General features: G+C 62.0%; 20 protein-coding genes and 1 pseudogene. 4 read left to right on the top strand and 17 right to left on the bottom strand.

The features are described 5' to 3' along the window. Nucleotides 1–56 precede the first annotated feature (56 nt). The 9 genes from CSC67_RS09480 to CSC67_RS09440 form a co-directional block, all read right to left on the bottom strand. Nucleotides 57–1,253, bottom strand: a complete 1,197-nt coding sequence (locus tag CSC67_RS09480) for an amino acid ABC transporter substrate-binding protein (RefSeq protein ID WP_118994264.1) — start codon at nucleotides 1,251–1,253, stop codon at nucleotides 57–59. 99 nt (nucleotides 1,254–1,352) lie between these two features. Next, nucleotides 1,353–2,102, bottom strand: coding sequence for a GntR family transcriptional regulator (locus CSC67_RS09475; protein ID WP_118994263.1), 750 nt, complete (start codon nucleotides 2,100–2,102; stop codon nucleotides 1,353–1,355). 185 nt (nucleotides 2,103–2,287) lie between these two features. Then, nucleotides 2,288–3,163, bottom strand: a complete 876-nt coding sequence (locus tag CSC67_RS09470; RefSeq protein WP_118994262.1) for an AraC family transcriptional regulator — start codon at nucleotides 3,161–3,163, stop codon at nucleotides 2,288–2,290. 78 nt (nucleotides 3,164–3,241) lie between these two features. Next, nucleotides 3,242–4,627 (bottom strand): amidase, encoded by a 1,386-nt coding sequence (locus CSC67_RS09465; protein ID WP_118994261.1) that lies wholly within the window; start codon nucleotides 4,625–4,627, stop codon nucleotides 3,242–3,244. Between the two features lie 65 nt (nucleotides 4,628–4,692). After that, the gene (locus tag CSC67_RS09460) at nucleotides 4,693–5,421 is read right to left on the bottom strand and encodes an ABC transporter ATP-binding protein (RefSeq protein ID WP_118994260.1); all 729 of its coding nucleotides are present in this window, start codon (nucleotides 5,419–5,421) and stop codon (nucleotides 4,693–4,695) included. Beyond that, the gene (locus tag CSC67_RS09455) at nucleotides 5,418–6,143 is read right to left on the bottom strand and encodes an ATP-binding cassette domain-containing protein (RefSeq protein ID WP_118994259.1); all 726 of its coding nucleotides are present in this window, start codon (nucleotides 6,141–6,143) and stop codon (nucleotides 5,418–5,420) included. Before CSC67_RS09455 ends, CSC67_RS09460 begins: the two co-directional genes overlap by 4 nt. After that, nucleotides 6,140–7,144, bottom strand: a complete 1,005-nt coding sequence (locus CSC67_RS09450; protein WP_118994258.1) for a branched-chain amino acid ABC transporter permease — start codon at nucleotides 7,142–7,144, stop codon at nucleotides 6,140–6,142. Before CSC67_RS09450 ends, CSC67_RS09455 begins: the two co-directional genes overlap by 4 nt. Beyond that, nucleotides 7,144–8,010: a branched-chain amino acid ABC transporter permease gene (locus tag CSC67_RS09445; RefSeq protein ID WP_118994257.1), complete on the bottom strand. Its 867-nt coding sequence runs from the start codon at nucleotides 8,008–8,010 to the stop codon at nucleotides 7,144–7,146. The genes CSC67_RS09450 and CSC67_RS09445 overlap by 1 nt, the downstream gene beginning before the upstream one ends. Before the next feature lie 65 nt (nucleotides 8,011–8,075). Continuing rightward, nucleotides 8,076–9,293, bottom strand: a complete 1,218-nt coding sequence (locus CSC67_RS09440; RefSeq protein ID WP_245220183.1) for an ABC transporter substrate-binding protein — start codon at nucleotides 9,291–9,293, stop codon at nucleotides 8,076–8,078. Between the two features lie 295 nt (nucleotides 9,294–9,588). Between CSC67_RS09440 and CSC67_RS09435 the strand changes: the two genes are divergently transcribed. Together CSC67_RS09435 and CSC67_RS09430 are read left to right on the top strand one after the other, a co-directional pair. Continuing rightward, nucleotides 9,589–9,924 carry a hypothetical protein gene (locus CSC67_RS09435; protein WP_118994255.1) on the top strand — a complete coding sequence of 112 codons (336 nt, stop codon included), beginning with the start codon at nucleotides 9,589–9,591 and terminating at the stop codon, nucleotides 9,922–9,924. Nucleotides 9,925–10,011: 87 nt separating this feature from the next. Further along, nucleotides 10,012–10,395 carry an RNA-binding S4 domain-containing protein gene (locus CSC67_RS09430; RefSeq protein WP_118994254.1) on the top strand — a complete coding sequence of 128 codons (384 nt, stop codon included), beginning with the start codon at nucleotides 10,012–10,014 and terminating at the stop codon, nucleotides 10,393–10,395. 15 nt (nucleotides 10,396–10,410) lie between these two features. On the opposite strand, the gene CSC67_RS09425 is transcribed toward CSC67_RS09430, so the two are convergent. The 6 genes and pseudogenes from CSC67_RS09425 to CSC67_RS09400 all read right to left on the bottom strand — a co-directional run bounded on the left by CSC67_RS09425 (nucleotide 10,411) and on the right by CSC67_RS09400 (nucleotide 15,409). Next, on the bottom strand, nucleotides 10,411–11,214 hold the full coding sequence (locus CSC67_RS09425; protein WP_118994253.1) for a family 1 encapsulin nanocompartment shell protein: 804 nt from the start codon (nucleotides 11,212–11,214) through the stop codon (nucleotides 10,411–10,413). Next, nucleotides 11,207–12,256, bottom strand: coding sequence for a Dyp-type peroxidase (locus CSC67_RS09420; protein ID WP_118994252.1), 1,050 nt, complete (start codon nucleotides 12,254–12,256; stop codon nucleotides 11,207–11,209). Before CSC67_RS09420 ends, CSC67_RS09425 begins: the two co-directional genes overlap by 8 nt. A gap of 557 nt (nucleotides 12,257–12,813) precedes the next feature. Then, nucleotides 12,814–13,719, bottom strand: a complete 906-nt coding sequence (locus CSC67_RS09415; RefSeq protein ID WP_118994251.1) for an Abi family protein — start codon at nucleotides 13,717–13,719, stop codon at nucleotides 12,814–12,816. A 97-nt stretch (nucleotides 13,720–13,816) separates the two neighbouring features. Further along, nucleotides 13,817–14,098 carry a DUF2274 domain-containing protein gene (locus CSC67_RS21760; protein WP_118994250.1) on the bottom strand — a complete coding sequence of 94 codons (282 nt, stop codon included), beginning with the start codon at nucleotides 14,096–14,098 and terminating at the stop codon, nucleotides 13,817–13,819. Continuing rightward, a pseudogene (locus CSC67_RS21350) lies at nucleotides 14,076–14,255 on the bottom strand (hypothetical protein); the annotation flags it as partial. The pseudogene CSC67_RS21350 and the gene CSC67_RS21760, both read right to left, overlap by 23 nt. Before the next feature lie 281 nt (nucleotides 14,256–14,536). Beyond that, on the bottom strand, nucleotides 14,537–15,409 hold the full coding sequence (locus tag CSC67_RS09400) for an MBL fold metallo-hydrolase (RefSeq protein ID WP_118994249.1): 873 nt from the start codon (nucleotides 15,407–15,409) through the stop codon (nucleotides 14,537–14,539). Nucleotides 15,410–15,496: 87 nt separating this feature from the next. On the opposite strand from CSC67_RS09400, the gene CSC67_RS09395 reads away from it, so the two are divergent. Both CSC67_RS09395 and CSC67_RS09390 read left to right on the top strand, forming a co-directional pair. Further along, nucleotides 15,497–15,796 (top strand): ArsR/SmtB family transcription factor, encoded by a 300-nt coding sequence (locus tag CSC67_RS09395; RefSeq protein WP_228255684.1) that lies wholly within the window; start codon nucleotides 15,497–15,499, stop codon nucleotides 15,794–15,796. Nucleotides 15,797–15,821: 25 nt separating this feature from the next. Then, nucleotides 15,822–16,346, top strand: a complete 525-nt coding sequence (locus CSC67_RS09390) for a rhodanese family protein (RefSeq protein ID WP_118994247.1) — start codon at nucleotides 15,822–15,824, stop codon at nucleotides 16,344–16,346. 96 nt (nucleotides 16,347–16,442) lie between these two features. Here CSC67_RS09390 and CSC67_RS09385 read toward each other — a convergent pair whose 3' ends face one another. Both CSC67_RS09385 and CSC67_RS09380 read right to left on the bottom strand, forming a co-directional pair. After that, nucleotides 16,443–16,685, bottom strand: coding sequence for a DUF2274 domain-containing protein (locus tag CSC67_RS09385; protein WP_118994246.1), 243 nt, complete (start codon nucleotides 16,683–16,685; stop codon nucleotides 16,443–16,445). After that, nucleotides 16,639–17,979, bottom strand: coding sequence for a TraB/TrbI/VirB10 family type IV secretion system protein (locus CSC67_RS09380; protein ID WP_118994245.1), 1,341 nt, complete (start codon nucleotides 17,977–17,979; stop codon nucleotides 16,639–16,641). The genes CSC67_RS09385 and CSC67_RS09380 overlap by 47 nt, the downstream gene beginning before the upstream one ends. Nucleotide 17,980 lies beyond the last annotated feature (1 nt).

Raw genomic sequence — 17,980 nt, 5'->3', positions numbered from 1 at the left:
GGACGGGCGGACGGGACGAGCCGGCCCCTAGCGCGCTGGCCGGCCCTTTCCGAGGCCTACTTCCAGGCGGGCTTGGGAGCAATCAGCTTGGCCGTGGCGCGATCGGCCGGCCATACCACTTCGAACTCGTCGCCTTGCCACTGGCCGACGGTGCCCGGGACTCCGGCGTTCTCGCCGTCCTTGAAGCTGATCTTGCCAAGAATGGTGTCGAACTCGTTCGAGGCGATGTAGTCGCGCAGCGCCTTGCGGTCGAGCCCGACCTTTTCGATGGACTGCTGCAGAATCTCGAGGCCGGCCCAGGCGTGGCCGCTGGCCCAGCGATCGGGTTCTTTCTTGGCGTGCGCGACGTGCGCGTCGAAATAGGCTTTGGCGCCGTCGGATACCTTGACGTTCCACGAGCCCATGCCCAGCACGCCTTCGGTGTTGTCGCCCATGCGCTGCTTGTACAGCGGAAAGGCGGTGCCCACCGAGGCGTAGTAGTACTTGGGATTGAACTCGATCTCGCGCGATTGCGACGAGGCCAGCAGCGTGTCGGGCGGATAAGTGATGGCGATGAAGGCGTCCGGCTCTTTGGCCTTGATCGACTTGAGCACCGAGGACAGGTCCTTGACGCCAAGCGGATAGCTCTTGTCTTCGACCAGTTCGATGTCGTGCGCCTTGAAAGCGGTACGCAGCGCCGCCACGTTCTCGAGCCCGAACAGGTCGTCCATGTAGATGGTGGCCGCGGTCTTGACGCCCTGCTCGGCCAGCAGGTCGGCCAGCGCATCCATCATCTTGTCCGGCTGCTGCAGCAGCGAGAAAAAGTACGGCAGCTTCATGTCGATGAGCTTGCGCGACAAGGCGGTGGGGGCAAGAAAGGGATAGCCGTAACGATTGGCGATGGGCGCGATGGCGAAATTCATGCCCGAGCCCCACGGCGGCAGCACCAGGTCGAGCTTGTCGGCGCCCATCATCTTCTGGTAGGTGCGCACGGCGGTCTCGATGTCGCTGCGGTCGTCGTAGCCGATGAGCTCGATCTTGCGCTTCTTGCCGTCGACGGTCAGCCCGCCCGCAGCGTTGACCTGCTCGGCCCACAGCAGGTAGTTGGGCTCTTGCGATACCTGGGCGCCGCCCGCGAAGGGACCGGTGCGGGACATGGTGTAGCCGATGCGGATCGGGTCGCCCTCGGCCTGCGCCGCGCCGACCGCGGGAAAGGCCATGGCGGCGGCCATGGCCGCGAGCATGGTACGCCGTCCGAGCTGGAATTTAGTCATTTTGGATCTCCTCCGGGTTTTCGACTTATAGAGACAAACTGCATTGACACCGCCTGGAACCGGACTCCTTGGGACGGGCGCCCGGCGCGGTCGGGAAAACTAGAGCGAAGCCATGCGCAGCACCGGCAGCGCATCGGAAATGCCGACTTCGATTTCGGCATGCTGTGTGGCGTGCTGCAGATTGAACAACGCGATCTGGCGGTGCTCTTCGGCCAGCGCCTGGGCCCGCGCGCCCTGCCCGTTGCGCAGCGCCTCGACGAGCGAATGATGCTGCCGCTGGGCAAAGCGCATCGCCTCGTCGCAGTCGTCGCGCGTCGAGTGGAAAGGCAGCATGCCGCCTGCGGCGGCGAACGGAATGCGGTCCAGGAAATGCAGGGACTGCTTGAGCACCTGATTGTCGGCCGCTTCGACGATGAGCCCGTGAAAGCGGACGTTGTTCGCCAGGTAGGCGGCGATGTCTTCCATGTCGAGATGGCCCACGGCGACGATGCGGTCGCCTTCGTCCAGACAGGCCTGCAAGCGGTTCGACAGGCCGCGCGACACCCCTTTTTCGGCCACCAGGCGCGCCGCCATGCCCTCGAGGCAGGCGTGTACCGAGATCGCTTCGGCGATCTCGCGCGCGGTATACGAGCGCACCGTATACCCCCCGCCCCGCAGGCGCTCGACCAGGCCTTGCTGCTCGAGCGTCAGCAAAGCCGATCTGACCGGCGTGCGGGAAGCCTGCAGACGATCGGACAAGACCGCCTCGACCAGCCGTTCGCCGGCGCGCAGCTCGCCCTTCATGATCATGTCGCGTAAGCCCACCACGACTCTTGCGGTTTGTGTGTCCAGGCGCTGATTCTTTGCCATTGCTCGCTCGTGCTACCGGGTAGGGTCAGTCAACTATGATTCGCTGATGCCGTACTGTATACCGGCCCGAAACAAAAGTATACGAACCTGGGGTAAACACTGATTAATCTCTACCTTTACGGCGCTTCAAAGGGTTTTTTTTGAATCTTTGTATACCGTAGTCCTGGGTATTTTTCTGAGTAAAATCAACCCAATCTGGCGCGGCGAAACATGATGGGCGACTCCCCTACGTGTTCGACGAAGAAACGGCTGAAATTGGACGGGTCCCTGAAGCCCAGGTGGTACGAGACCTCGCCCACCGACATGGCCGAATACAGCAGGAGGCGCTGGGCTTCGAGCACCACCCGGCGGTGGGCGATCTTGAGCGGCGGCTCGCCCGCGACCTCGCGGCAGGCGCGGTGCAAGGTGCGTTCGGTGACCGCCAGCATGGCCGCATAGCGGGCCACCGAGAGCTGCTCGCGGAAATGCTGCTCCAGCAGCCCGCGAAACTGATCGTACAAATAGCGTCGGCGCATCATCTCGGGCCCCTGTATGGGTAAGTCCCGGCAGTACTGGGGAAGTTGGCCGAATATGCTCAGCACACTGGCCGAGAGCATGGCGCCGCGACCTTGCGGCGCGGCGGCAAGGCGCTGGGCAATGGAGTCCATCGCCGAGCTGATGTCGCGCAGGGCGGACGATCCGGCCGCCAGGGCCACCACCTGAGGGCGAGACAACATCGACTCCAGCAAGGGTTCATCGCTGAATTTCACCAGCTCGCGCACGTAGGCGTCCGATATCGTCAGCACACGCCCCGATGATCGCGGCGCATAGCGGAAGCTGTGCACCACCAGCGACGGCACCAGTACGAGGGCCGGCGCATGAAAGGCCTCTTCCCAGAGGTCGAAACTGACATGCCCCTCGCCGACCTCTACCAGCACCGCCTGAAACAGATCGCGATGCCGATGCGGAAAAAGCTCCCAGTTGTACTTGCGGATGCGGGTCGATATTTTTTCGACGTGTACAAAGCGGAATTCGCCGCCCGGCATGCGCCCTTCGTAATGGATGAACGGCGGCCCTTCCATGCTAGCCGCCGCGGCGCGGCCTGCCGCACACGCTCGCCGGGCCCGTCGAAGCCCCTTCCGGGTGCATGGCGGCGCCGCTCATGGCTCGGCAAGCGACGCCGCTCCGATGACCTGCTGGACAGCCGCGGCCGCCTCCAGCGCCTGCGCCTCGCAGAATCTGCGGCCGACGATCTGCATGCCATTGGGCAGTGCCACGCTGGGCAGCCCCAGCAGATTGACCCACGGAATGTTGCGCATGCAGTCGAACAGCCGCTGGGTCTGCTCGCGGCTCAGCATATGGTCGAAATCGAGCGCGGGCGTGTCCATGCCGGCCACCGGGCACAGTACCAGCGGATGCTCCTCCATCCATTGCGCCACCTCGCGCTGGACCTGGCGCCGTTCGATGAAGGCCTGGATGTAGCGGCGCGCCTCGGACCCCAGGTTGTAGATGCCGAACATTGCTTCGATATGCTGGCGGTTGCTTTCACCCAGCAGGTGGCCGAACTCGGGCATGCCAGTCTGCATGAGCTCGGTGCCGATGATTTCGGCCCAGAGTTCGGGCGCCCGGCGCGCATGGGGTATGGCCGCGTCGACGACTTCGTAGCCGGCCTCTTGCAGCATGCCGGCGGTATCGTCGAGCCGCGCCGCCACCTCCGGCGACACCAATGCGCCGGTCTGATCCAGCATGCGGGCGATGCGCGGGCGCCGGCCGTTGGCCCCCGAACGGGAGAAAGGAACCGGCACGGTCGCGGGGTCGGACCAATGCGGGCCGGCGATGACCTCGTAGGCCAGCCAGAGGTCTTCGATGCTGCGCGCCATGGGGCCGATGCAGGACATGAGGTCGACCGTGGGCGGGCCATCGAAGGGCGGCAAGGTCGACGAGGCGGGAGTGCGGCCCGCCGAAGGCCGCAGCCCATATATGCCGCAGAAGGTTGCAGGCACTCTGATGGAGCCGCCGTAATCCAGCCCCAGGCCCAATGGCGCCATGCCCGACGCCACGGCGGCCGCGTCGCCGCCCGAGGAGCCTCCGGCGCTGAGCGAGGTGTCGCGCGGATTGAGCGTGGCCCCGTACAAGTGGCTGATGGTGTTCCAGCGTATCTGCAAGTCGGGCTGATTGGCCTTGCCTATCACGATGGCGCCGGCGCGGCGCAGGCGCTGCACCACCACCTCGTCCGAGGTGGAACGCCTGTCGGCCAGGGCCGGCAGGCCCTCGGTATGCTTCATACCCGCGACGTCGTAGTGATCCTTGATGCTGATGGGTATGCCGTCCAGCGGCAGATCGGCCCGGCCGGCGTGATGGGCGTCGGCCTCCCTGGCTTCGGCCAGGGCTTCGTCGGCCCTGAGCTCGACCAGCGCATTCAGTCTGGAATTGACGTGCTCGATGCGGGCCAGATGCGCGCGGACCAGCTCTTCGCGGCTGACTTCGCGGCGGGCGACGAGCTCACGCATGCGCGTGGCGGTCAAGCGCCACAGATCGTCCTTCATTGCCTCTCCTTATAGTGCCCACGGCGCCGAGGGCGCCCATGGACGTTTATGCCCAAAGGCTAAACTCAATCGGCTTTCCCCTCAAGCCCCGAGAATTCGGCGATGGTGTCGGGATCGGACAGCAGGGCGGGATCGATTTCTTTGACGATGGTGCCCTTTTGCAGCCACAGCACCCGGTGCGCCATCGCGGCGATGAAACCGACGTCCTGTTCGACCACCACGACCGACAAAGAGGTTTCTTTGGCGCGGCGCACGAGATAGTCTTCGATCTCGTCCACGATGGAGGGCTGTATGCCTTCGGTGGGTTCGTCCAGCAGCAGCAATTTGGGTTCGCCGCACAGGGCGCGGGCCAGTGCCAGTATCTGCTGCTCTCCCCCGCTCAGCGCGCCGCCCTTGCGGTCGAGCAGGCCGCCCAGAATGGGGAATTCGTCCACGGCCCGCTCAACCGCCGTCACGCGGTCGCGGCCTACCGCGGCGGCGCCGATGGCCAGGTTCTCGCGCACCGTCAGCGAAGGAAAGATGTCCCGGCCCTGTGAGACATAGCCCATGCCCAGGCGGGCCCGCTTGTGGGTGGGCACATGGGTGACTTCGCTGCCGCACAGCGTGAGGCTGCCCGCGGTGACGGGAATATGCCCCACCAGGGCCTTCATGAGCGTGGTCTTGCCCATGCCGTTGTGTCCGAGCACCCCCACGATTTCGCCTGCTCCAACCTGGAAGCCGACGTCGCGCAATACCGGTATGGCCCCGTATCCGGCCGACAGGCCCCGCACCTCGAGCAGTATTTCCGCGTTCATCGGGCCTCCCTGCCATGCTGGCCCAGATAAGCGTCGCGCACTTCAGTATTGCGCACCACCTCGTCCATGGTGTCCTCGACCAGCACCCTGCCCCGGTGGAATACCGTGACCCTTTCGGCGATGCGGCGGATGAAATGCATGTCGTGCTCGACGATGATGAAGCTGCGCTTGCCCCGCATGCTCTCCAGCAGGGCAATGGTGCGCTCGACCTCTCCGGCCGTCATGCCGGCCGCGGGCTCGTCCAGCAGCACGAGCTGGGGATCGTTGATCAGTATCATGCCCAGTTCGACCCATTGGCGGTGGCCGTGCGCCAGGCTGCCGGTGGCAAGCTGCGCCTGTGCAGTCATCTGGATGCGCTCCAGCATGGCGTCGGCCGCTTCGGCCGCCTCGCGCGCCGACATCCTGAAACGCGCCGCGACCAGCAGGTTCTCGCGCACGCTCAGGCCATTGAAAAGATTCGGAACCTGCGTCTTGATGCCCACGCCCATGCGGGCGATGGCAAAAGAGGGAAGGTTGGTGATGTCCTTGCCGTACAGGGTGATGCGGCCCGAAGTGGGCTTGAGCTGCCCGGTCAGCATCTTGAAGAAGGTGCTCTTGCCGGCGCCGTTGGCGCCGATCAGGCAGCGCAGTTCGCCTTCGCGCAGTTCGAAATCCACGCCCGCCACCGCGGCGACCCCGCCGAAAGTGCGCCACAGCTCGCTGGTCCGCAGAATGACGCTCATGGCCGCCCTCCCCCGCTTGCGGCCAGCCTGGCGCGGATGCGATCCCTGATGGAAGGCACGATGCCATTGGGTACCAGCAGCACCGCGACGATGAACAGCAAACCCAGGGCGATCTCGGGGCTGATGCGCGACACGCTGCCCAGCCAGGTGGACAGGCCCTGCACCAGGAAGCAGCCGACGATGGGCCCCAGCAACGTGCCCAGCCCGCCGAACAGCACCCACACCACGGCCTGGGCGGTGAACGACAGCGAGAACACGGTCGGGCCCACCGAAGCGCCCCAGGCGGCATAGAAAGCGCCGGCCAGGCCGGCGATCGCCGCGCCGATGCAGAACACGCCCAGTTTGTAATACCGCGCGTCATAGCCCAGCAGGTCGGCGCGCAGCTCGTTCTCGCGCACTGCTTCGACCACCCGCCCGAAACGGCTGGCGACCAGCACCCGCAGCACCAGATAGACCGCAAGCAGCGCCACGGCCGCCACGTAGTACATGCCTTCGAAGGACAACACCGCCGACGGATCGAAAGGCACATTGAGCGGCGGCACGGCCGGTATGCCGTTGTAGCCGCCCAGATGCGCCTTGCCGAACTGATAGGTCGGACCCGAAGCGCTGTTGATCAGGCTGAGCAATATGAGCGGTATGGTCAGCGAAATGACGGCGAAGTAGACGTCGCTGATACGTCCGAAGAAAGTGAAGTAGCCGACCAGGACCGCCAGCACCAGGGGCGCGGCCATGGCGGCGGGCACCGCCAGCGTGCTGTCGCCCAGATTGACCGACAGCAATGCATAGACGTAGGCCCCGATGCCGAAGAAGGCCGACTGGCCCAGCGCCAGTATGCCCCCTATGCCCCATACCAGCCCCAGGCTCAAGGCCAGCATGGCCAGCACCGCGAACACGGTGAGGTTGTACAGGGTATAGACTTCGGATACCAGTGGTATGCCCACTATGAGCAGCAGCGCGGCGACGGCGGAAATCCAGAATGCGGGTCGGCACAGTTCGCGCATCAGATTCCCCGCTTGAAGAACTTGCCGGTGATGCCCGAAGGCAGCACGCGCAGCAGGACGATGGCGGTGACCAGCAACATCACCTCGCCGAACACCGAGGTGCTGAGAAAGGTGGTGATCTGGCTGACGGTTCCGAGCAGGGCCGACGACAGGGCCGAGCCGGTCAGGGGCAGCGCCCCGCCGAGTATGACCGTGATGAAGGCCTTGGCGATATAGGTAAGGCCGCTGATGGGCAGCACCCCGGTCAGCGGCGCAAACACCGCCCCCGCCAGGCCCGAGACGGCGGCGCCGATGCCGAAGGTGACCGAATAGACGCGCTTTACATTGACCCCCAGCGCCGCGGCCATGGCGGCGCTTTGCATGGTTCCGCGCGCAATCAGGCCGAACGGGGTGTGCCGCAGCAGGACATACAGCGCCAACCCCACCGCCGCCGCCACGCCGATGACGAAAAATGTATAGGTGCCGGTCTGGTAGGCGCCGATCTGCACGACGCCGAAGGGGGGCCTGACGCCCATCTGGTAGTAGCCCAGCAGGGCCGAGGCCAGGCCGATGAGCAGCAGGCTCAGTCCCCAGGTGGCCAATATGGTTTCGACGATGCGCCCGTACAGATGGCGGATGATCAGCCGCTCGATGATCATGCCGATGACGGCGACGCACAGCGGCGCCACCACGAACATGGCCACCCAGAAATTGACCCCCGCGCGCACGGCCAGAATGAAGGCGAAGCCTCCCAGCATGAGGAATTCGCCGTGCGCGAAATTGATCACGCCCATCATGCCGAACACGATGGCCAGCCCGACGCTGATCAGAAACAGGCTGGCAATGGCGTACACCACCTGCACGCCGGTAAGCATCGCTAGATCCATGGTGATTCCTTGTTACGGGCGTGCGGCCCCGATCGAGGCCGCACGCCCGGGCGCGCCGCGTCCGTTCAAAGAGACATGTTCAGCACATTGCAGCTGTCGTCGCCGTCGCCGACGGGCGGCACCTGCTGCCAGCTTTCCAGCACCTGGAAGCGGCTGTTGCGCACCTCGGCCAGGTACATGTCCATGGTGCAATAGTGGGTCTTGGGATGCGAGGCGATCTTGCCGCTGGGGCCTTCGATTTCAATGCCCGCCTCGAAAGCCTCGATGACTTTCTGGCGATCGACCGAGTCGGCCTTGCGCACGGCTTCGGCCCAGAGGTACATGCCCTGGTAGTCGGCCATGCCCAGCGAACCCACATAGCTGTAGTCGGTGAAACGCTTCTTGAAGCGTTCGATGAACTCTTTGCTGGCGGGGGTGTCGAGCTCGTCGTAGTAGTTCTTGACGGTGACGATGCCCTCGCTCACTTCCGGCGGCATGCGCATCTGCTCGCCCGCGTCGCCGATGGTGTGGGAGGCCATCGGGATGGACTTGTTCATGCCCGCCGACGCCCACTGGCCATAGAACGCGCCATGGGCCGGGCCGACGAAGACGTTGAACACGAAATCGGGCTTGGCCGACTGGATCTTGCTGATGGTGGGGCCGAACTTGTCGACGTCCAGCGGGAAAAGGTCGAAGCCCACCACCTCGCCGCCATGCTCTTTGCAGATGCGTTCGGCCGCCTGGCCCGACAACTGGCCGAAGATGTAGTCCGCGGCAAGGATATACATCTTCTTGCCGTGCTTTTCCATCATGTAGGGAATGAGGTTGTCGAGCAACTGCCGCGGCGTGGGTCCCGTGATGAACATGTTGCGATCGCAGGCGCCCTCTGTGCCTTCATTGATCATGTTCATCATGTAAAGCGTCTTGGCGCGCGCCAGCACGGGCCGGGCCACCTCGCGCGCCGCGCTGGTGACGGCGCCATGCACCACCGCCACCCTGTCGCGAAGGGCCAACTGCTGCGCATACTGGCCATACAACTGGTTGTTGGACTGGGTATCGTAGGTGACCAGCTCGATCTGGCGGCCAAGCAGGCCGCCCTTGGCGTTGATTTCCTCGGCCGCCAGACGCAGGCATTGCGCCTTGACGGCGCCGAACAACTGCAAAGGGCCCGACAGGTCGAGCAGCACGCCGGCTTTTATGGTGTCGGCCGCAAGGCTGACGCTTGGAAATGCCAGGCCGCCCAAGGCGACGCCGGCCATTCCCCCCAGGCTCTGGCCCAGGAATTTTCTCCTCCCGCTGCGCATAACTTCTCCTCCTTGTGTGGTGGACGATGAAGACTGCTCCAGCGACATTAAATCAACGGAATGCCATAAAGGAAATAGCAAAACCCGTCTGCGACTTGCCGATTTCGGACAACGCGGGTTTACCCTGTACTTGTGGAATACCGGTTGATCAGTAGAAACCCCATGCGCGAGGCCTGGAAGCATCGGGTAAATTTGCACGTTGGAGCCGGCACGGCCCTAACCGCTATGCGGCATCCCCAGCCCCGCTTGCCGCCGGCAATACGCCGCGCGCGGCAATAGAAAGGAAGCGACCACCATGTATGTAAGATGCGGCTATTTCGTAGGCCGGCCCATAGAAGGCAAGAAAGATGAACTCGATGCACAACTGCGTGCCGTCATGGATCTGTACCCGGGCTTTCCGGGCATTCGCTGGGCCCATATGCTGATCGCCGACGAAGTCGACGAAGGCGCCCCGGAAGTCTACGCCACCGTCCAGTTCGCCTTCGACAGCAAAGAAGCCCTGGACGCCGCTCTGGCCACCCCGCATCGGCAAGAGCTGCGGGCGCACTACGCCAGGTGGGTGCTGCCGCTGTTCGACGGCACTGTCCTGCATGCCAACCAGCATGTGGCCAGCATGCCGGACGCGAGATAAACGTCATAGGACGTCCGGCTGTTTCCGCCGCCCTTGCCGAAGGCCTACAATCAAGCTTTGCCCCCATCAGAGAATCTCAAGAACGACATGCCGGACACCATGCGCCTGGACAAATGGCTGTGGGCCGCGCGCTTTTTCAAGACGCGCAGCCTGGCCTCCCAGGAAATCACCAAGGGCCGGGTGCAGGTCGATCAGCAACTGGTCAAGCCCGCACGCGACATCAAGCCGGGCGACACTGTCTGGATAAAACGGGGCGACACGACCATCACCGTGGTCATCCAGGCGCTGAGCGCCATACGCGGCCCCGCCCCGGTCGCACAGCAACTCTACGCCGAAACGCCCGAAAGCATCGCCAAGCGCGAGAAAGCGGCCGAAATGTGCCGGCTGGCGCCCGAACCCGCCCGTCAGATCGAACAGGGCCGGCCCACCAAGCGTGATCGCAGGCTGATCGACCGGCTGCGGGACACATGATGCGCGGTTGCGGCGCTACGTGTTGAGCGTCACCGAAACAGACGCCTCGCTGGTCAGCATCAGGAAGGTCAGGGTTTCGCGCAGATAAAGACGCACCACCTCATCGGTATGGCTTTGGTAGCCTATGGACAGGTCCTGTCCGAGATGGAGCCGGTAGTCGCCCCCGCGTGTGGACAGCACGCAGCCGCCGTTGATCGCGGGCGCCCATATGATCTCGCCGCTGACGATGCGCTTGATGTGTTCGATGACCGGGTATCCGCCATCGCTGCCTTCGGTGAGCGCCGTATAGGCGTCGGCGCCCAGCAGAACGGAATAAGGGCCGTCCACGCCGGCGAGCCGCAGCTTTTCCAGTGCCTGGCCGATGGTGAAGGGATAGTCCGCCACGTTGGCCGGCAAAGCCAGTTTTTCGTTGGACGACCCTTGCCGGACGCCCACGATGCTTGCGGCCTCGTAGCCGTCGAAAATCGCCCTGTCTTCTGCATAGGCGAGCCGGGTGGCGGCGTCCTTTGCCGGCTGCCAATCGGAATCATCGGCGCCGCGCTCGACGTTGTCGATCTCCTCTCGCCGCAGTTCGAACGGCACGGTGAGCTCCACCAGCGCCTTGACCTCGCGCAGTTTGGCGTTGACCCCTTCGTGCGGCGCGGCGATGCCCCGCTGGTGCCCTGTTCCCACTCCGGATCGATCCGCGCCGCCGGCGCTCTCGACATCGACCACCCGACGGCCGGCGACGGTGCGCTTGAAGGTGCGCGCGACCTCCTCTTCGATCTGGGCCCAGGCGGCGCCGGAGATGGGCGCAAGTTCGCGATGCAGATTATTCATGCTGGGGAACTCCTTTTAAAGAACCTATATTGAGGGAACCGGTATTGCTTTGTTCGGCGGCGGACTGTGCGGCATCCCGCCCGTCGATGTTCTCCCCGGGATCTCGGTCCGCCAGTGCTTCGAGCAGATCGGCCGAGGGAACGAAGAACAGACTGCCCGTCACGGCACGGCTGAAGTCGAGCAGGCGATCGTAGTTGCCGGGAGGACGCCCGACCACCATGTTCTCCAGCATCTGCTCGATGGGCGCAGGCGAACGGGCATAGCCTATGAAATACGTGCCGAACTCGCCGACGCCCGGGCGTCCGAACGGCATGTTGTCGCGCAATATCTTTACTTCCTCGCCATTTTCGGTAAGAGTCGTCAGCGAGCTGTGCGACGACGAAGGCTTGACCGACTCGTCCAGCTCGATGTCCGACAGCTTGGTGCGCCCGATGATGCGCTCCTGGGTTTCAACCGGCAGGGCATTCCAGCCCTCCATGTCGTGCAGGTATTTCTGCACCATCACATAGCTTCCGCCGGCAAAGTCCGCGTCTTCGTCGCCCACCAGGGTGAAGTCCACGGCCTCTTGGCCCGAGGGGTTTTCGGTGCCGTCGACGAAACCGACCATGCTGCGCATATCGAAGTAGCGAAAGCCGTGCACCTCGTCCACCACCGTCACCGCGCCTTTCAACTGGTCCATTATCTGCGCCGCCAGCTCGAAGCACAGGTCCATGCTTTCGGCGCGGATGTGGAACATGACGTCGCCCGGCGTGGCCATGGCGTGGCGGTCGCCGGCGCTGAACTCGCGGAAGGGATGCAGCTCGGCCGGCCGGGGCTGGCCGAACAGCCTGTCCCAGGCGTCGGAGCCGAACCCGCAGATACAGGACAGCCTGCCGGACTGCACACGATGTCCGACGGAACGGACCAGGGCGGCCAGGTTGCCGCACAGGGCCCGGACGGCATCGGCATGCTCGGCTCCGGCCCCGACGGTGGCAACCATGAAGATCGCGCTGCGTGTGATCGGTTCAACGACGGCTTGCGGCTGAGGGACGGTGTTGGGCATGGAGGCGGGTCGATGATTGAAGTTGTCCTGGTGCACAGTATAAAGCGCCACGGATACGAGTCTGCTCGGCGCCACAACTTATATCGCATGCCCCTACTACAATGCTATCTTGTCGCGCATCGAATCCCTTTCTTGTCCAGAGCAGGTCCGAGCCTGAGACGTCGGGGATTTGCGTCGATCCAGAGTTCCAAATGCATACAGTCTGTTGAAATTTAATGGAAAAACAGGAAAACAGTGCACACACCCCCATGGTGGAGGAGGAGCAGTTGCTGTCGGGGACAGAAAGGCGAAATTATCTTTTATAATCAATTAGTTAATAAAACTACGCCTTACTTGTCTCTGGCTTGATATGGGCATCGATTGGCATGATTTAGCGACTGAATTGTCCCAAATTTGTCCCAAGAATTTGGTCATCAACGTGGAGCATATTCAAGGGTATGCAGGCATACTTTGCAGCGCTTCGCTGAGGTACGCTGTATTGCCCTGCCGTATGGAATGCCTGCTTCTCATATCCGTCGCATAGTGGAGAATTATTGAACGGAAAAATCCGATGCTAATTACAGCCAGCCTGGTCGATTTCCCCAATCTATCGGGAAGCCTATTTCTGCCAAATGCACCTCTGGGTATTTGGCAAACAGGGCTTTCAACTGTTCTGACCATTCCAGCGGTAGGCCTATTTGTCGCAATAGGTAATTGATAACCGTTGCCACGGCATAGAACGATTTTGAATCGGAAAACCGAATGTCTGCCTTACGATAATCTCTGGGAGCAACGCCAAGCGTCACGCGAAGCAGTTGCCCGCTATGAGCCACCATGTTCCGTACAACTGTCAGAGTATGAATCCACGATTCAAATACTTCAGTCGCATCCACATTGAAGCGCCGACTGATTGCTTTGCGATCATCGGGATTCTTCAGCAACTGATAGGTTCTGGACCAAAGCCCAAAGGTTACGCACTCGCATACTGACCAACTGGGCGGAAGATGCGGTTCGCTGTACCGCGAGAAATAATGCTTCACAAATGTCTTGTCGCGGGCTCGATCTACCTCGGCCTCGATCTTCGCCACAAGCTCAGCTGCGCCCTGCCGCCGCCCTTGCCTGAACAAGTTACCATCCAGGAACCAATGCGGAGAATGCTTCAGACTCAGATGGTTTGCCATCACGACCCGCACCGCAATTTCCAGGCGCTCGACGGCAGCCATGGTCAGGGCTCGCAGCTCTCTATCAAACTCGCAGCGGCTGACAATCTGTTCGAACCGATATCCAGCGGGAAAGTTTTTCGTGACTGGATCGACCAGATGATGCCAGTACCCTTTGAGACGATATCCGCCCACGAAACGCATGTAATTACGCGCTTGCCCACGCTTAAAATCATCCACGACCAACCCCTGCCGCTCCAGCTTCTGGAGAAGCTGCTCCGGCGAGGACGCTGGTTTGCTAAATGGAATGCGATTTATTGCCATGGGCGTAATATGGGCGCAAAAAACCCGCCTTTTGCACGTCTGCGTTAGCAGAACCCTACCCGAAGATAGGACGTGTGGCGGGTGTGTTGAGACTATTCTAACCCAACCAGCCCTCCTCACGCAAACGCCGGAAAGGCCGACAGAAACTGGGGCCAAGCCGTTCGCGGCAATGCCTCTGATGCAAACACAACACGACGTCCTCCGCCCTTCGTGAACCCCCGGTCCCCGCCATGAACGCTTCCAGCATGTGTGGAATCAGTGTCACGGCATCGACCGATTCCCCATAGGTTTGTGCGTGCAGCTCTGCGTAGCGGTCTAGATCGGCCTTCAGGCCAGTCAGACACGGGAAGGTTAACTTAACAGTTTCGGTCTTCGGCAGCGGCCCAAGCCGCTGTTTTTTTAGTCGCGCTCATTGTGAACACCCCCTTGTTGAAGAAAAGCGGTTGGTAAGGCCTCAGCACCAGATCACGGTTGACGATGATGTGCACTGGCAACCCTGAGCGGGTGGTCAACGTAGGTTGGATGTTCATGTTGCGAGCCGCTGCTATCGCTCTAGTTTCTGTGGGCGATGTCTGCCTTGCAGCGAGCTCAGTCATGGACGGGCTGACCGCATTTGGACTTAAAACGGTCACCCAAGCAGTTGCGAAGGACTACATCACTGGCACCTCCACGCATTGGAGCTTAACGTCAAGGTCGAGCTTGCTCCGTTGGCGAAGTCAGGTCTGCAATAGCAGTGCCGCTGACTTATGCTACATGTGCCCGCGCACGCTCGTCACTTTTCTACCTCACTCGATCACATCCGATGCAGCAAACCGGCCTATGCCTCGGCCAAACTGACGGGGATCTTGAGGTAGCGCACGCCGTTGGATTCAGACTCCGGCAAGCGGCCCGCACGGATGTTGACCTGAATGGAAGGCAGCAGCAGCGTGGGAGCCGGAAGTGTGGCATCGCGAGACTGGCGCATCTCGGTGAATGCCTCGGCGCCCACGCCATCGCGCACATGCACATTGCTCTGGCACTGCTCGGCAACGGTCGATTCCCACGCATACTCGGTGCGCCCCGGAGCCTTGTAGTCGTGGCACATGAACAGACGCGTTTTTGGCGGCAACGCCAGAAGCCGACGAATCGACAGGTACAGCATATATGCGCTACCGCCTGGAAAGTCAGCGCGAGCCGTGCCGTAATCAGGCATGAACAAGGTGTCCCCCACGAACACAGCGTCACCGATACGGTACGACACGCAGGCGGGCGTATGGCCTGGCGTATGCATAACCTCTACGGTCAGCGCACCGATGTGGAAGGTTTCGCCATCGCGAAACAGCCGGTCGAACTCGCTGCCGTCGCAGAAAACATCGTCCAGGTTAAACACTGGACGGAAAATCCGCTGTACGTCGCGAATATGCTCACCGATAGCGACAGGCGCACCTGTACGAGTTTTGAGGTAAGGCGCTGCGCTCAGGTGATCCGCATGCGCATGGGTTTCAAGAATCCATGCAATCTGCAGTTCACGCGCATGGACGGCGGCCAGCATGCGATCAGCAGAGGTGGTGGAAGCCTTGCCGCTGCGGTGGTCGTAATCCAGCACCGGATCAATGATGGCGGCTTGGCGGGTGGATGGGTCAGAAACTAGATAGCTCACCGTATTGGTGGCTTCATCGAAGAAGGACTGAATGTCAGCGGCAGGAAACATAACTTGTCCATCCAGGGGTACGGAGTCTTGAATATATATTAGTTTATGCTAAATTAGAAAAATACGAAATAAATTGTGATTGTGACTATGAAAGACAAGCAGTTCCTACAAGACGGAGCGAAGCAGGCGGCTGCCATGTTACGAACCGTCGGCAATGAGCACCGCCTGTTGACCCTCTGTTTACTGATCGAGCATGGGGAAATGACGGTAGGTGCGCTGCATGAATACGTACCCTTGAGCCAATCCGCGCTGTCCCAGCATCTGGCCAAGATGCGCGAAGAGGGCCTAGTGACGTTCCGCCGAGAGGCACAAACGCTGCATTATCGGATCGACAACCCAAACGTGGCCACCCTCATTGCCACACTCAAGGCTATTTTCTGCCCCTGAACCCGACTGTCCGGAGTCAATTTTCATGTCTTTAAAGCCTATTTCCCCCCAAGCAGCCCGAGACCTTATGAATCACGGCGCAATCCTGATCGACATCCGTGCAGCGAACGAATATGCTCGCGAGCACATCGCCGCCGCACGCCACGTCCCCATGGAAGATCTGAAAAGCTCAGCACCGCTCGACGCCACGGCGGGCCTCATCTTTCACTGCCGTTCCGGCAATCGCACACGTATCAATGCTCAGACACTCAGCGCATGTGCGGCCTGCGAGGCTTATGTACTGGACGGGGGACTCGATGCCTGGAAGAAGGCCGGGCTGCCCGTGGTGACAGATACTTCCCAGCCGATGGAGTTGCAGCGCCAGGTGCAGATTACGGCAGGCTCGCTGGTCCTGTTGGGCGCTGTGCTGGGCGCCACAGTCTCGCCCTGGTTTCATGCGCTGTCGGCAACCATCGGCGCTGGCCTGGTGTTTGCTGGTGTATCTGGATTCTGCGGGATGGCCCGCCTGTTGATGCGTATGCCATGGAATCGTAAGGCTGTGGCCGGCTAGGCTAGATACGTCTGCCTCCAGGCATCTTATCACCACGCTCCTGGCTTTCCGACGTTTCTATGTGACTGGCGCACTGCACTCGCAAAAGGCATCAAATCAGCCATTTTTCTCCCTGCTGCTCCATTCGCCACCTCTTCTAAACCCACGATCTCCCGCTATGAACGCCTCCAGCATGTGCGGGATCAACGTCACTGTACTCACGGTTTTCCCGTAAGTCTGCGTGTGTAACGCTGCATAGCGGTCGAGATCGGCTTTCAGGCTGGCCGGACATACGAAGGTTACCTTGACAGTTTCAGTCTTGGGAAGCGGTCCCAGCCGCAGTTTTCGGGTGGTGGTCATTGTGTGACGCTCCCTTGTTGAAGAAAAGCGGCTGGTACGGTCGCAGCACCAGGTCGCGGTTGACGATGATGCGCACCGGCATTCCTGCACGGATAGTCAGTGTCGGCTGGATGTTCATGTTGCGCCGGGTCATCTCTTGGCCGACCTGATTGATGTTGTCCTGGGCGCTGTCGCGTCCGGCGATGATGACGCGGTTGCCGTCCTGCCGGTTTTCCGGCGCGGCCAACTCGGCTCCGACGCCCAAGAGCGTCGTCAGCACGGCACCGCCTATGATGCGATTCCAATGCCAGTCCACATCGTCTTCCAGGCCGGCGAACCCGGTCGGGTCGGCACCAACTAGGTTATCCAGCGTCAATGAGGCCGTATCAGGCAGGATGACCCGATGCCATACGACCTGCACCCGGCTTTGCCCATAGCTGACTTGGCTGTTGTAGCGCCCCAGGATGCGCGAACCTTGGGGAATCAACAGGTGCTTGCCGGTCGCGGAATCATAGACGGGTTCAGTCACGGTGCCGATCACATCCCCCGGAAGGTCAGACTTGATGCCCGTAACCAGCGCAGCGGCGATTACAGTCCCCGCCATAACCTGATACGGCGAGGCCGGCATTTGCAAATCCCCAGAATTACGGGTTTGCGTAGAACCGGATTGCAGGAAGGCTTCTTTCTGGTCTTGCCGGTTCTGTGCCGCAGTGGGATCGGTAGGTTGCGCCTCCGTCGAGGCTGGCCCTGCGGCCAACGGGTCGAACGCAGCTAAGGAATCATCCATTCCGGGCGCGACAGGCATCGCCTGCGCAGCCGTTACCGTGGGCTGGCCGGTGCGGAAGAATACAGGTGAAGCGGCTGCTGCTTCTGCTTCCTTACGCCGCGCTTCGCGTTCGGCAGCTTGCGCGTCAACCCCCGGCGGCGCATAGGTGGCAACCGCCGGCTGCTGACTATTCACGATGGCCGGCCCCAGATCGCCCGGCAGGGGCGGCCCGAGCTCCGGCACATCGGACGGCACGTCCGGGGCCGACAGCATGGAATAGTCAGCGGGCAAGATGTCCAACCCTTCCGACTTGGACACCCGGTCGACGTTGTACAGCTCGGTGTGCTCGCCCGCGCCGCGCCGCTGCGGTTGCAGTGACCAGATGGTGGCACCCAAGGCCGCCGCCGACAGCCCTGCCACCAGGAGGGCGAGCATGCGACGGTTTAGTCGCGTGACGGGCCGTGGCCGTGCGCGCAGCGCCACGGTTTCGGGGGCCACCTTATCCGTCGCCTGTGGCGTGGCTTGTTCGGATCTGTGTTCCTCGCTCATA

This window comes from Pusillimonas caeni (genome assembly GCF_003545815.1).
Taxonomy (GTDB): domain Bacteria; phylum Pseudomonadota; class Gammaproteobacteria; order Burkholderiales; family Burkholderiaceae_B; genus Pusillimonas; species Pusillimonas caeni.
Note: the sequence above shows the minus strand (reverse complement) of the source record. Positions and strands in the feature narration are given on the sequence as shown.